General features: G+C 72.7%; 9 protein-coding genes and 1 pseudogene. 5 read left to right on the top strand and 5 right to left on the bottom strand.

Annotated features, from left to right (window positions below):
- Nucleotides 1-35 precede the first annotated feature (35 nt).
- Nucleotides 36-545 carry a hypothetical protein gene (locus ACFO0C_RS28895; protein WP_378069850.1) on the top strand — a complete coding sequence of 170 codons (510 nt, stop codon included), beginning with the start codon at nt 36-38 and terminating at the stop codon, nt 543-545.
- Here the strand turns inward: ACFO0C_RS28895 and ACFO0C_RS28890 are convergent.
- Nucleotides 530-946, bottom strand: coding sequence for a GNAT family N-acetyltransferase (locus tag ACFO0C_RS28890; RefSeq protein ID WP_378069849.1), 417 nt, complete (start codon nt 944-946; stop codon nt 530-532). The genes ACFO0C_RS28895 and ACFO0C_RS28890 overlap by 16 nt on opposite strands.
- A gap of 53 nt (nt 947-999) precedes the next feature.
- Nucleotides 1000-2037 (bottom strand): TDT family transporter, encoded by a 1038-nt coding sequence (locus ACFO0C_RS28885; protein WP_378069848.1) that lies wholly within the window; start codon nt 2035-2037, stop codon nt 1000-1002.
- 111 nt (nt 2038-2148) lie between these two features.
- Between ACFO0C_RS28885 and ACFO0C_RS28880 the strand changes: the two genes are divergently transcribed.
- Nucleotides 2149-3072, top strand: a complete 924-nt coding sequence (locus ACFO0C_RS28880; RefSeq protein ID WP_378069847.1) for a LysR family transcriptional regulator — start codon at nt 2149-2151, stop codon at nt 3070-3072.
- 76 nt (nt 3073-3148) lie between these two features.
- Here the strand turns inward: ACFO0C_RS28880 and ACFO0C_RS28875 are convergent, their stop codons facing one another.
- Entirely contained in the window at nt 3149-3631 is a 483-nt protein-coding gene (locus tag ACFO0C_RS28875; protein ID WP_378069846.1) for a MarR family winged helix-turn-helix transcriptional regulator, read from the bottom strand.
- Between the two features lie 72 nt (nt 3632-3703).
- Between ACFO0C_RS28875 and ACFO0C_RS28870 the strand changes: the two genes are divergently transcribed.
- The 3 genes from ACFO0C_RS28870 (at nt 3704) to ACFO0C_RS28860 (ending at nt 8698) form a co-directional block, all read left to right on the top strand.
- The gene (locus tag ACFO0C_RS28870) at nt 3704-4342 is read left to right on the top strand and encodes an NAD(P)-dependent oxidoreductase (RefSeq protein WP_378069845.1); all 639 of its coding nucleotides are present in this window, start codon (nt 3704-3706) and stop codon (nt 4340-4342) included.
- 282 nt (nt 4343-4624) lie between these two features.
- Nucleotides 4625-8005 carry a WD40 repeat domain-containing serine/threonine protein kinase gene (locus tag ACFO0C_RS28865; protein ID WP_378069924.1) on the top strand — a complete coding sequence of 1127 codons (3381 nt, stop codon included), beginning with the start codon at nt 4625-4627 and terminating at the stop codon, nt 8003-8005.
- A gap of 33 nt (nt 8006-8038) precedes the next feature.
- Complete coding sequence (locus ACFO0C_RS28860; RefSeq protein WP_378069844.1) at nt 8039-8698, top strand: TetR/AcrR family transcriptional regulator; 660 nt, start codon at nt 8039-8041, stop codon at nt 8696-8698.
- 940 nt (nt 8699-9638) lie between these two features.
- On the opposite strand, the gene ACFO0C_RS28855 is transcribed toward ACFO0C_RS28860, so the two are convergent.
- Entirely contained in the window at nt 9639-10640 is a 1002-nt protein-coding gene (locus tag ACFO0C_RS28855) for a pyridoxamine 5'-phosphate oxidase family protein (protein WP_378069843.1), read from the bottom strand.
- 1599 nt (nt 10641-12239) lie between these two features.
- Nucleotides 12240-13298 (bottom strand): annotated as a pseudogene (locus ACFO0C_RS28850) (BTAD domain-containing putative transcriptional regulator); the annotation flags it as partial.
- Nucleotides 13299-13300: the final 2 nt, after the last annotated feature.

The following is a 13300-nucleotide window of genomic DNA, read 5'->3' as shown; positions in this document are numbered from 1 at the left end:
CATATCGACCACATTCGTCGTCTAGATTCGCTCGTGTGACCGATGGCCGCACCCGGATCCCCCTGTCGCTCCCCGTCGGCGTGCTCTGCGCGGGGATGCTGCTCAACGCCGCGTCGACCGTCTGGGATCTGCTGCACCTGAGCACGTCCTTCAACTCCGGCGACAGTCAGAACGGCGCGATCGCGTACCTCCTGGAAGGTCTCTTCGCCTGGATCCGGCTGATCGGCGCGGCGGTGCTGGTGCCGGTCCTCTGGGTGGCGGCCCGCAACGCGCACCGGCCGGGCTCCCGCGGCGCCGGCGTCGTCGGCCCGTTCGCCCTCCTGCTCGCCGCGTGCGGTGGCCTGCTGTTCGACCCCAACGACGGCAGCGACCCGCGCCGGCTCGGCATCGTGCACGGCCCCGGCGCCCCGGCCTGGATCACCGTCACGGACATCGTGGCCCCGGCCATGATCGTGACCGGCGCGTCCGGTGCCCTGTTCCTGGTCCTCGCGGCGTTCGTCACCTGGTGGCGCACGCCGGACGCGGACCCTCACCCGAGGCGGTAACGCAACCGCGGCAGCAGCCGGCCCGGCGTGACGCTCGACGGCACCGCGCCGACGCGGACGGCTCCCATCGCGAGATAGAAACCCTCGGCGGACGGGTCCGCGTCGATCGTCAGCGACGTGAAGCCGGCGGCCCCGGCCGTCGCCGTGGCGTGCCGCCACAACCGGCGGCCGTGGCCACGGCGCATGTGGGCCGGGTCGATCCAGAGGTTGCCCAGTTCGCCCTCCGGCGGCATGCCCTCCAGCGTGTAGAAGCCGACCACCAGGCCGGACTCCTCGGCGACCGTCGCGCGCAGGGTGCCGAGCTCGTGCGCGGCGAACGTCAGAGCCGGCCGGCACAGTTCCAGGAACTCCTCGTCGTACCCCCAATGCGCTTTCGATCGGAAAGCCAGCCGGCTGAGCATGCCGGCCTCCTCAGGTTTCGCCGGGCGCATGTCGTTCCCTCCGGTCGGGGTCGTCAACCGGATACAGCATGCCCGGCGGGCCGGGTGGCGGCGACCCGCTCACGGACGGTGCGGGCGGCCACGACGGTCCAGATGGCGAGCAACCCGGAGTAGAGGAGCACGGCCGCGACCCGGAACAGGTCCGCTCCGGTGTGCACGGCCAGGCCCGACGTCGCGGTGACCAGGGTTCCGACCGGGAAGGTGAACGACCACCAGGCCGGCGAGAACGGCAGGTCGGTCCGCAGCGTCACGGCGGCGGCCAGGGCCGCCCAGAGCAGAGCGAAGCCCCACAGTGGTACGCCGTACAGCACCCCGAAGATCCGGAGCCCGTTCGCGTACGGCCCGGGCAGCGCCTGATCCGCGACATCGCCGAGCAGGTTCGCCGCGGTGACCGACTGACCGAGCGGGCCCAGCACGATCCACAGCGTCGGCACCATCCGCGCCGGACCGGCCCCGTGCCGGACGAGCCGCTGCCAGATCTGCGTGATGATCACCAGCGACGCGATCAGACTGATCCCGAACATCGCATAGCAGCCGAGAACCATCGTCAGCCGGAGCTGACCGGCCGGGGTGTACGGCACGAGCAGCGCACCGGTGGACGCCGACACCATCGGCACGACGACCGGCATCAGCCAGCCGCCGAAGGCACCGTCCGCCGTGGTGCCCCCGGGCCGCGTGACCATCAGGAAGGGGATCGCCACGGCGACGTACAGCCCCGCGATCGTGCCGGCGCCCCACAGCAGCCAGTCGACGCGGACCGCCGCCTCCAGCCCGATGACGTCCCGGCCCAGCAGCAGCGTGCCCGCGCCCACGGTCAGGACCGCCATCGGCGGCGCCCCGTAGAAGTGCATCATCACCGGGTCGGTGTGATGGCCGAGGGCGTCCTGCCAGCGTCTCACGGCGGTGGCGGTCAGCATGATCAGCAGGACCGCTGCCAGCATCCAGACGCCCGTGGCGAGCAGGTGCAGCCCGGGCACCCGCACCGGCAGGGTCACGGCGGCGGTGGCCACGATTCCGGTGCCCATGACGGACGCGTACCAGTTGGGGGTCATGCCTCAACGATCATGGCCGGAAGTGCGGCCCGGTACCCGCCGGATCCTGGTGAGGCCACAAAGCCGGGTTGTGGCTGGTTACTATCTCCGGTTGTGGCGTTGAGTGCGCGGATGCCCGACCTGGGCTCGCTGGAGGTCCTTCTCGCGGTGGCCGGCAGCCGGAGCCTGAGCGCGGCCGGGCGCTCGCTCGGGCTCAGCCAGCAGGCGGTGTCGGCCCGCATCGCCACGCTGGAGGCGCAGACCGGCGTGCGTCTGGCGGTCCGCACCACCCGGGGCACCGAGCTCACCGCCGCCGGCAAGGTCGTCGCCGGCTGGGCCGACCGGCTGCTGCAGGTCGCCGACGAGGTCGACACCGCGCTGGCGGCGCTGCGTGCGGACGCCCGTGGCCGGGTCCGGGTCGCGGCCAGCCTCACCATCGCCGAGCAGCTGCTGCCGGTGTGGCTGGTCAGCCTGCAGACCGACGCCCGACGCCGTGGGGAGACGCCCGCCCAGGTGGTGCTGCGGGCCACCAACAGCGAGCAGGTCGTCGAACTGGTCGGGGCCGGGGAGGCCGACCTCGGCTTCGTGGAGGGCCCGGCCGTACCGCCCGGACTGCACAGCCGTGTGGTCGCCCACGACGAACTGGTCCTGGTCGTGCCGCCCGGCCACCGCTGGACCCGCCGCCCGGCCGGTGTCGACGCCGACGAGCTCGCCGACACCCCGCTGGTCAGCCGCGAACCAGGCTCCGGCACCCGGGAGTTCCTGGCCACCGCGTTACGCCGCCGGCTCGGTGACGGCGTCCGGCAGGCCCTGCCGGTGCTGGAGCTGTCCACCACCGCCTCGGTCCGGGCCGCCGTGCTGGCCGGAGCCGGGCCCGCCGTCCTCAGCCGGCTGGCCGTCGCCGACGATCTCCAGTCCGGCCGGCTGCGGCGGATCGCCGTCACCGGTCTCGACCTGCGCCGCGACCTGCGGGCCGTCTGGGCCGGCTCGCGGCTGCCGCCGGCCGGCGCGGTGCGGGCGTTCCTGGCCCACATCGGCAGCCCGCCGCCACACTGACCGGCCCGGGGAGCCGACATGCGCACCGGCCCACGAAGGGCGATCGCGTGCGCTGACCCGCCCTCTGCGTTTCGTGTCAGGTGTCCGGGGTGGCGTGCCGCAGTCCCGGGTGCACGCCGGGCGGATTTCCGCTGCGCTCGGCGATCCGCTGCAGCATGGCGAGCAACTGGGTGCGCTCGGCGGGCTCCAGCCCGGCCAGCATCTCGTCCTCGTGCCGGTCGGCGATGTCGCGGGCGTGGGGCAGGAGTTCCCGGGCGGCCTCGGTCAGGTGCAGCGCGTGGGCACGCCGGTCGGCCGGATGGCGCCGCCGCTCCACCAGGCCCCGCCGCTCCAGATCATCGATCAAACCCACCATGACCTTCCGATGTACGCCGACCGCGTCCGCCAGCTGCTGCTGGGTCCGGCCCTCGCCCCGGTCGAGGTGCATGAGCAGCCCGAAGTGGTTGGGCGCGATGCCGAGCGGGGCCAGTCGCGCGGCGAACGTCTGGGCGACGTGGAACCCGAGCTGGGAGAGCAGGAAGTTGGCCCGCTCGGACAGCGGACGGTGGGTGGAGGACACCCGGATATTGTACGACCCCGTAATTGTCGTTTACGGTAACAATTACCAAAGTTCCCTATCGAGGAGGAAGCGATGAGACTGACAGTCCTCGGCGCGACCGGCGGCATCGGCGGCCACGTCGTGCGCCAGGCCCTCGACCGCGGATTCACCGTGACCGCCGTCGTCCGCGACCCCGTGCGCCTGCCCCTGACCCACACCGCCCTGCAGGTGTCGGCCGTGCCCGACCTGGCCGACACCGCCACCCTGACCACGCTGCTGAAAGGCAGTGACGCCGTGCTGTCCGGCATCGGCGCGCGCGGCCGCCACGACGGCCCGGTCGCCTCCACCGCCACCGGCCACCTGCTGACCGCGATGTCCGCCGCCGGCGTCCGCCGTGTCGTCGTGGTCAGCGCCGCGCCGGTCGGTCCGTCACCTGACGGCGACGGCTTCCTGAGCCGCCACGTCCTGCTGCCGGTGATCAGCGCCGTGTTCCGCGACGTCTACACCGACCTGCGGGCCATGGAGCAGGCGCTGGCCGGCAGCCGGGCGGAGTGGACGGTCGTGCGGCCGCCGAAGCTGGTCGACAAACCGCTGACCGGCCATTACCGGACCGCGGCCGGCGCCAACGTCGCCAACGGCCACACCATCGGCCGCGCCGACGTGGCCCATGCCATGCTCGCCGCTCTCGACGATCCGGCCACGATCGGCCGGCCACTCGGGGTGGCGTACTGATCCGACTCAACGAGCACGGGGAGGTCAAGGGCGAACTGCACCACGACGCCGGGTCGGGTCACCTGGTCGCGCTGACCCCCGACGACGGTGCCTTCGTCGTCGCACTGGACGGCACCGTCGTCGCGCACCTGCCGGACCTCGGCGGGTGGGCGTACTCCCCGGGGCACCGCGTGTTCCACCGCTGGAACGACGGCGTCGAGGAGCGGGCTCTGCCTGTTCCGCGGCGGGTGGCCCGCTCCGGCTAGCCTCGGGCCTCACCACTGTGGAACGAGGGGGTTGACCGTGCCACAGGCCGCCGGATGGTCGATCGGAGACCGGATCCTCGACCGCTACGAGGTGCTCGCGGTCCACGGCCGCGGCGGGATGGGCCTGGTCCACCGGGTGCGGCACCTCGGCTGGCGGCTGGACCTGGCGGTCAAGAGCCCACGGCCGGAGTGGTTCGCCGACGACGAGGACCGGCGGCGTTTCGTCCGGGAGGCGGAGACCTGGGTCTCGCTCGGCGTGCACCCGAACCTGTGCGCCTGCCACTACGTCCGGACCGTCGACGGCATCCCGCGGGTCTTCGCCGAGTACGTCGACGGCGGCAGCCTGCGCGAGTGGATCGACGACGGGCGGCTCTACCAGGGCGGGCCGCGGGTGGGCCTGGCCCGCATTCTCGACATCGCCGTCCAGATGGCCTGGGGGATGGCGCACGCGCACGGACGCGGTGTCGTCCACCAGGACCTGAAACCGGGGAACGTGCTGCTCGACACCACCGGCACGGCCAAGGTCACCGATTTCGGGCTGGCCCGGGTCGGGCGTCCGCGCGCCCGCCGGGGCGGGGACGCGACCATCCTGGTCACGGTCGGGGGCATGACTCCGGCGTACGCGTCACCCGAGCAACTGGGAGGTGGGCGGGCGGGCCGGCGTACCGATGTGTGGAGCCTTGCCGTGACCGTGCTGGAGATGTTCACCGGCCGGGTCACGTGGACGATCGGCCCGGCCGCCGTCGACGTGCTCGACTCGCCGGGCGCCGGTGCTCCGGGGCGGCCGTCGATGCCACCCGCGCTGGTCGCTCTGCTGGGGCGGTGCCTGTCGTTCGAGCCGTCCGGGCGGCCCGCCGGCATGGCCGTGCTCGCCGACGAGCTGATCGGCGTCTACGAGCAGGAGTGCGGGCCCTATCCGCGGCCGGCGCCCCGGTCGGCCGACCTGCGTGCGGACGAGCTGACCAACCGTGCGTTGTCACTGCTCGACCTGGACCGTACCGATGAGGCCCGGCAGTGTTTCGACGAGGCGCTCGCCGCCGACCCTCGTCACGTGGGTGCGACCTGGAACTCCGGGCTGCTCGCCTGGCGGACCGGGCGGATCACCGACGAGGCGTTCCTGGCACGGCTGGACGAGGTCGGCGCGTACACGTCGGCCGAGTGGCCGGTCCGGCAGCTGATCGCGGAGGTTCACCGCGAGCGCGGATCCGATCCGGGGACAGCCCGCATCGGCGGCTGCCGGCATGTCCTCGACGGCCACACCGGGCACGTGGACGCGGTGGTGGTGACCGCCGACGCCAGGCGTGCCCTGTCCGCTGGCCGGGACGGGACCGTCCGGATCTGGGACCTGGACGCCGGCCGCTGCCTGCACGTCCTCGACGAGCACACCGGTGCGGTGACCGCTGTCGCCGTGACCGCCGACGGGTCCCGTGCCCTGTCAGCCGGTGCCGACGGGAGCGTCCGGTACTGGGATGTGGCGGCCGGTCGCTGCCTGCGCGTGCTGGACGGCCACTCGTCGCGGGTCACGTCGGTCGCGGTGACCGCCGACGGGACGCGCGCGATCTCCGGGTGCGTCGGCGGGACGCTGTGGGTGTGGGATCTGTCCTCCGGTCACGGCCGGTGTGTCCTCGACGACCATCCCGGGGTGCAGTCGGTCGCGCTCACCGGCGACGGCCGCCTGGCCCTGGCGGCCGGCTACCGCGACGTCCGCCTGTACGACCTGGACACCGGCCGCCACCTGGCCGGCCTCCCGGGCGGTCCGCACGGCGTGGCCCTGGTCGGCGGCCTCGCCTACTCCAGCAGCGTGCCGTCGGTGGCGCTGGCGGACGACGGACGGCTCGCGCTGGCCGTCGACGACCGGATCGTCCGGGTCTGGGACCTGGACTCGGGCGGTTGTGTCCGTGTCTTCGACGGCCACTCCCACTGGGTGCACTCGATGGCGGTGTCACCGGACGGCCGCCTCGCCGTGTCGTGCGGCGCCGACGAGACGCTGCGTGTCTGGCAACCGGCCACCGCGCGCTGCGTCCGCACGTTCACCGGCCACGACGGGATCGTGAGTTCGGCGGCGATCAACGAAGGCGCGACGGTCGCGGTGTCGGGCGGCGCGGACGGCACGGTCCGGGTCTGGGACCTGCCGGACCCCGGCCTCCTTCGGTGTACGTTCCGCCCGTGCCGCCCCCGCTCGCACACCGAACTGACCGCCGGCGAGGCCCGCCTGACCGAGCTGCTCGCCGCCGCCCGTTCCGCCGCGGCCCTTTCCTCCGCCACCCTTTCCTCTGCCGCCGCTTCCTCTGCCGCCGCTTCCTCTGCCGCCGCTTCCTCTGCCGCCCGTCACGGCGGGCGGGATGCCGCGGAACTGCTGCGCGAGGCCCGGGAACTCCCCGGTTACGAACGGGACCCGCGAGTGATGGCCGCCTGGCGTGAGCTGTCACGGGTCTCCTCCCGTCTCGGAGTCCGTGACATCTGGCAGTCGCGGGTCCTGGAGACCGCCGCCGAAGCGATCAGCGTCGTCAGGATCGGGCCGGACGGACGGGTCGGGCTGTCCGGCGGCGGCCGGACCGTGCGGGTCTGGGAGATCGGCGGCGTCCGTCGCCTGCACACCTTCGCGGGCCACCCGATCGGCGTGGGCGACGGCTTCGTCGTGATCACCGACCTGCTCTCCCCGGTCTCCGGCCAGGCCGAGGGGACGATCCGGATCCTGGACGCCGTCACCGGCCGCGAGCTGCACGCCCTGGAAGGTCACCGAGCCCGCTGGGCGACCCTGACCCCGGACGGGCGCATGCTCGTCTCGGGCGCCGCCGACGGGGCGGTCCGGGTGTGGGACACGACCTCCGGCCGCCGTGTCCGGGATCTGGCCGGCGCCGGCGCCGCGGGCACCGGTTTCCTCTTCTCCCTGCAAGGACACACATACAGCGGCGTCGTACGGGCAGTCGCCGCGCTGCCCGGCGGCGAACGGGTGCTGGCCGGCGGCGACGACGGGGACGGGCGCCTACGGGAGTGGGACCTGGTCACCGGGGCCTGCCTGCGTACCTTCCGGGGCCACCACAGTGGTGCCGTCCGGTCGATCGCGACCACCCCGGACGGCCGTCTCGCGCTGTCAGCCGGCGGCCGCGGCGACGCCACCGTCCGGGTCTGGGACCTGATCACCGGCGAGTGCCGGCACACGTTGCGCGGCCACAGCGACAGCGTGGCCGCGGTAGTGGTGACCGCCGACGGTTCGGTCGCCCTGTCGGCCGGCGGCGACGGCCTTCGTTCCTGGGATCCGTCCACCGGCCGGAGCCTGCACACACTCGACGGTAAGGGCGGCCGGGTCCGGACGCTCGCGATGAGCCCGGACGGCAATCACGCCTACTCAGGCGGCGACGACGGAACGGTCCGCGAATGGGAGATCGACTGGGAGCTCGGGCCGGTCTCGCGATGACGGATTTTACCGGATGTTCGGTAATGTTGGCGCGTGGGGCGCACATCGAGCATCGACGACGAGGCACTACTGCAACGGCTCAGTGAGGTCTTCCGGCACTCAGGCTACGACGGCGCCTCGCTGACCGCGCTGTCGTCGGCTTCCGGTCTGCAACGTGCCAGCCTCTACCACCGTTTCCCCAGCGGAAAACCCGGCATGGCCGCGGCCGTTCTGGAATATGTGGGGCGCCTGTTCGATGCGATCGTCGACCCTCTGACGTCGGTGCCGGACCCTTCGGAGGCCGTCGAGGAGATGGCGCGCCGGGTCGGAGAGTTCTACGCCGACGGCAGGCTGTCCTGCGTCCTGGACACGATGACGCTGCGCGGCGCACCCGACGACATCCGGTCCCGGGCCGCCGCGCTGGCCACGGCTTGGCTGACGGCGATGTCCGACGTGGCCCGCCGTGCCGGGGCCTCCCCGCCGGAGGCGGAGCGCCGAGCGAGGGCGGCCCTGGTGCGGGTCGAGGGCGCGTTGATCGTCGCGCGGGTGCTGGACGACACCACCGAGTTCCAGCTGGCCCTGGCCGACCTGCCCGCCACGCTCCTCGGCGAAACGCCCAGCCCTCCGCCGCCCAGCCCTCCGCCGCCCAGCCCTCCGCCGCCCAGCCCTCCGCCGCCCAGCCCTCCGCCGCCCAGCCCTCCGCCGGCAGCCTGATCCCCCCGGCGCCGTCGGTCGCAGCTTCCGTCGCAGCCCCGGATCGGCTCGCCGGGCAGCTGCTCCTGCCACCGTGACAGCGCGACGCCGGGTCGGTCGCCCTGCCGGATCTTGGCCGCTACACCACCCTCGAGTTCGCCATTTCTCGGAGGCGTCGTCTCGCAGCGCGTCAGGAGAGGATTCGCGGTCAGGGCCTGTAGATCCAGATCGGCCTGGTCGAGATTTCGGCCGGTTTGTCTCCTGTTTCCCGTCGCCCGATTGCCGCTTTGGCGTACCGCGTCGCGTGGTGGTGCCGCGTCGCGTGGTGGTGGTGCCGCGCCGGGTGGCGGCGTGTCACGTCGGGTGGCGGCGATGGGGGCACACGAACGCTGATCGCGTGCTTTCGTCCTCGTGATAGCAGGGATGGACGATCACGCACGGGTCGGCGTGTGCGTTCATCGCCGCGATGGCGATGGTGAGGTCGCACGATCGGCGAACGTGTGCGCTCGTTGCCGCTACCACCACCGGCCGCGACACCCACAACACGGAGTGGCAGTCCCCTGCATGGGAAGCTCTTCAGGCACCGGACCCGGTCACACCGCTTCGCGTTGATCGCGTAGAGATTCCTGGGCTCGACCCGACCAGGCGGACTGCAAGATCCGTCCGGAAATGGCTCTGACCTGCTGAGCCGCGGTTCCGAAACGGCGAAACTCGAGGGTGGTGTAGCGGCCAAGATCGGCCGGCCAACCGGGCTATCGCCGACTGAGTGTTGCCGATCCCCGAAATCCACTGACTGCGCGACATTGCGTGTCGCGAGGACTCGACTTTCGCACTTCTGGGCCGAGCCCTCGCTGGTGGACAGCTTTCGGAGACCGGACCTCCGGTCGTGGCCCAGGCTATCGGCTGGCCATGGCGACAAATCGGACTCACCCTCCCGGATTGCCAGCGCGGCGGACCTCGATCAGCGCCGGCCAGCCGGGCCACCGATGGCGTGCCAGCGGACGCGACCCTTCGATCGGTCGATTTCGAGTCGGTGCGGGGGAGTGGGTGGCGTGGCTCGGGCGGCCACGGGTGGGTTGAAGCGGGACATGATGGGTGCGGACCAGGTGGCGGTCAGCGCCCTCGGCCGGTGGGCGGCCTCCTCGATCTCGAAGGACACCGAGCGGGTCCCGGTCGAGGTCTCCGGCCAGTGGATCGCGGCGTGGCCGGTCAGGTGCAGGGCTGTGCCGTCCGTCCAGTCGACGAACAGCAGGGCGGTTCGCGGGTTCTCGATGATGTTGCCCAGCGTCATCAGCATGTTGTTGCCGGCGTAGTCGGGCCAGCTCAAACGGGTCGGCGACGACAGGGTGACGAATCCGGGGTCGCCGCCGCGGTGCGAGACGTCGGGATCACCGGTGTCCGACGCCGTGGCCACGAAGAAGGTGTCGGCTCGGGCGATCAGATCGGTCATCTGTCCGGTGAGGGCGCCTGTCCTCGTACCCCCGAAGGATCCTTGGTCTTCGGTGTTTCGCCACCCGGTGACGCTGCGTTTCTGGATGTACTTGGGGCAGTTGGGAAAACTCTGCTCGATGGTGAGCCGGAGGCCGTCCCGCAGTGGGGTCGCGGTGCCGTTCATCCGGAGACGGATCCTCGTCTCCAGGTCGATGGCGAGCATGCCCAGCCGGCCCTCGCGGCGGGTCATCGGCTCGACCGGATCGTCGGGCGCGAGTCGCGCCAGCACCTGAACGGTCTCGTCATCGAGGGCGCTGACGAAGCCCCGGGGGCCGGTGAACATCGAGGCCCAGGGCCTTCCGTCGTCGTCCTGCCCGCCGGTGACCAGCAGGTTCTGGTGCGTCAGGAAGGTGGCCGCGCCGCCGGGGAGCGAGGACCGGACCATCCGGGAGACTGCCGTGGCCCGTTCAATGAAACCGGCCCGGCCCTGCGCCTCCCGCTCGCCCCAGTGAAAGACCGCGGAATCCGACATGGTGCCCTCCCTGTCCGAGGGGGTGCTGACGACAGCGCCCGACGGACTCGATATTACCGAACGTTTGGTAAAAATGAGGCCGCAGTTCCCCTTCTCACAGCAGGCCGGGTGGCCGCCTCAGCGCTCGCCGGCGTCGGCGAGCCGGTCCCGCAGCCGCACGTGCCGGAACTGGTAGACGGCGCCGTGCCGTCGCAACACGCCGATCCGGTGCGCCTCGGCCAGGAATCCCGGCACGTTCCACGGCAGTCTCCGGCGCAGTGTCAGCCACACCCGGGCGGCCTGATAGCGGGGCCAGGCCGCGGTGAACCCGAACGCCACCGCCAGCACGAACGCCCCGCCCAGACCGGCGCTGACCCCGTGCGCCACGGTGTCCGGGACGCTCTGATCGAGGGAGACCAGCGCGCCCAGCGTGAAGGCGACCACGATGGTGACGGTGACCATGGCCAGCAGGGTGAGGTACTGGCGGCGGTCCACCGCCAGCGTCGACCGCAGATCGTGCGCCTCCTCGACCACGATCGGCTTGCGGGACCAGTGGATCAGCGCCGACGCCGGCCCCACCACCAGGCCGAACACGAGACCGGGCAGCAGTCCGAGGACCAGCTCGTCGTCGTACCCGACCCCGGCGTCGCGGGCCAGCGCCAGCACACCCTCCTCGACGCCGCCGACCGCCAGCCCGACGACCGCACCGGCGGCGGCACCCCAGCCGAGCATCCGCGCCAGGCTCCGGCCCCGCCCCCGCAGGCGGAAGTCGGTGGCGGTCGGCGTGGGCACGGCGGCGATCACCGCGCTGAGACCGAAGGCGAAACCCAGCCCCAGGCCGTACGCCACCCCGGTCACCACCCCACCGGCCGCCGAGTCGCCGCCGAGTGCCGCGCCGACGCCCTGCACCAGACCGAGCGTGCCGCCACCGGCCGCACCGGCCAGCAGTGCCCCGGTCAGCACCCGCCGGCGACCGGATCTGGTGACCGGGCCGATGCAGAGGGCCGCGGCCAGGCTGCCCAGGCTGTACGCCAGCCCGTGTTTGACGGCCTGTAGCGAGCAGTACTGCAGAGCCGCCAGCAGCCCGATCTTGGAAACGTAGTCGGGCAGGTCCTTGACCATCACGATGACGACCGCGATCAGCATGATCAGCGTGGCGGCGGTGACGGCCCGGCCGGTACGCCCGGCCAGGAACCGCACCGACCGGGCCAGCTGCCACCACGCCAGGTCGTGGGTCTCCTGGCGGCGCGCGTGCCGGGCCAGGAACACCAGCTGCTCCCGGAAGGTCCGGTGCTGCCAGGCGGTCTGCTCGTCGTCGCGGTGCGCGTCCTGTTCGAGCAGCGTCGGGACCAGTGCGTCGAGCAGGTGCCCCTCGATCGCGTCCCGGTCCGGGAACCGGTCGTCGTCCAGCAGTTCCGCCGGATCGCGGGATCCGGAGTAGACGAGCCGGGCCAGCATCAGCGTCAGCGGGCTGGTCAGCGCCGTGGCGAGCGGATGGCCGGCGAGCGCGTCGAAGACCGGCTCCCAGCGCTGTTCGCCGGACTGGAGAGCGGCCGAGGCCCTCAGGTAGTCGACGGCTTCGGGCAGGCGTACCGGCTGAGCCTCGATGATCGTCGCGGCGGCGAGCCGCTCACCGTCGGCGACCGCGGCCCGGTACTCGTCCGCCCGGGACGTCAGCACGAACCCGTCGCCGGCCAGCGTCGCCCGGTTGATCGCCCGGATCGCCGCCGGACGCCGCGACGCCGGCACCTCGTCCAGACCGTCCAGGATCGGCAGGATTCGGCGGTCGGCCACCAGATCCGCGACGGCGGTCGGCCCGAACCGGGCCGCGTCCAGCAGCACCGGGTACTGCTCGGCGAGCTGCCGGCGCAGCCAGGCGTGCAGGTGTTCCCGCCCGGACCGCCAGGACGACAGCGACAGCAGCACCGGCACCGGCTCGCCCGGCTGACGGCGGCCCGCCAGCTCCACGGTCAGCATCACCGCCAGCGTCGTCTTGCCCGCGCCGGCCGGCCCGAGCGCCACCAGACGCCGCCGGTCGAGTGCCTGGAAGGCCGACGCGAGGGCGGCGACGTCGGCGGAGCCGTCACTCCAGCGGACCGGGATCGGGTACGGATCCGACAACTGCAGCAGCGCGACCTCGTCCTGCCACTGCCAGCGGATCATGCTCGCGAGAGTCTGCGCCGCCGCTTCGAGCCGATCCGCCGGCAGCTGTGGCTCGGGGCGCGGGGCGGACTCCGGTGCGGACAGCTCGTCGGCCAGGGCGTACAGAAGGGTGGGGTGTGATCCGTTCTTGTGCAGCTCGGCGATGCTCTCCTGGCACGCCGCGACCGCCGCCGCCGGCTGCCCGCCGCGGTGCAGCGCGACCACGTGCGCGTGCCGCAGCCGCTCGCTCGCCGGGAACTCCTCGATCCAGCGGCCCAGCCCCACATCGCTGAGCAGCTCGCGATGGCGATCCAGGCGCTGGAACGCATCAGCGGTCGCCTCCATCGCCTCCAGCCGTGCCGCGTCCAGCCGGGCGACGGTGTCCCGCGCGAACGCCTCGGTGTGCAGGCTGCCCAGCGGCCGGCCCCGCCACAGCGCGAGCGCACTGTCGAGCCGCTGCACCGCGACGGCCGGCCGGTCCGCGTCGAGGGCGTCGCGGCCCTGCCGCACCAGATCGCGGAACCGCGTCTCGTCCACAT

The sequence above is a fragment of the Actinoplanes subglobosus genome, from assembly GCF_042650585.1.
Taxonomy (GTDB): Bacteria; Actinomycetota; Actinomycetes; order Mycobacteriales; family Micromonosporaceae; genus Actinoplanes; species Actinoplanes subglobosus.
The sequence above is the reverse complement of the archived record's forward strand: the minus strand, read 5'-3'. Positions and strand labels throughout refer to the sequence as shown.

Coding starts and splice junctions, on each gene's coding strand:
- ACFO0C_RS28890 (WP_378069849.1), bottom strand. CDS start 946: ATGCTCAGCCGGCTGGCTTTCCGATCGAAAGCGCATTGGGGGTACGAC.
- ACFO0C_RS28885 (WP_378069848.1), bottom strand. CDS start 2,037: ATGACCCCCAACTGGTACGCGTCCGTCATGGGCACCGGAATCGTGGCC.
- ACFO0C_RS28880 (WP_378069847.1), top strand. CDS start 2,149: ATGCCCGACCTGGGCTCGCTGGAGGTCCTTCTCGCGGTGGCCGGCAGC.
- ACFO0C_RS28870 (WP_378069845.1), top strand. CDS start 3,704: ATGAGACTGACAGTCCTCGGCGCGACCGGCGGCATCGGCGGCCACGTC.
- ACFO0C_RS28855 (WP_378069843.1), bottom strand. CDS start 10,640: ATGTCGGATTCCGCGGTCTTTCACTGGGGCGAGCGGGAGGCGCAGGGC.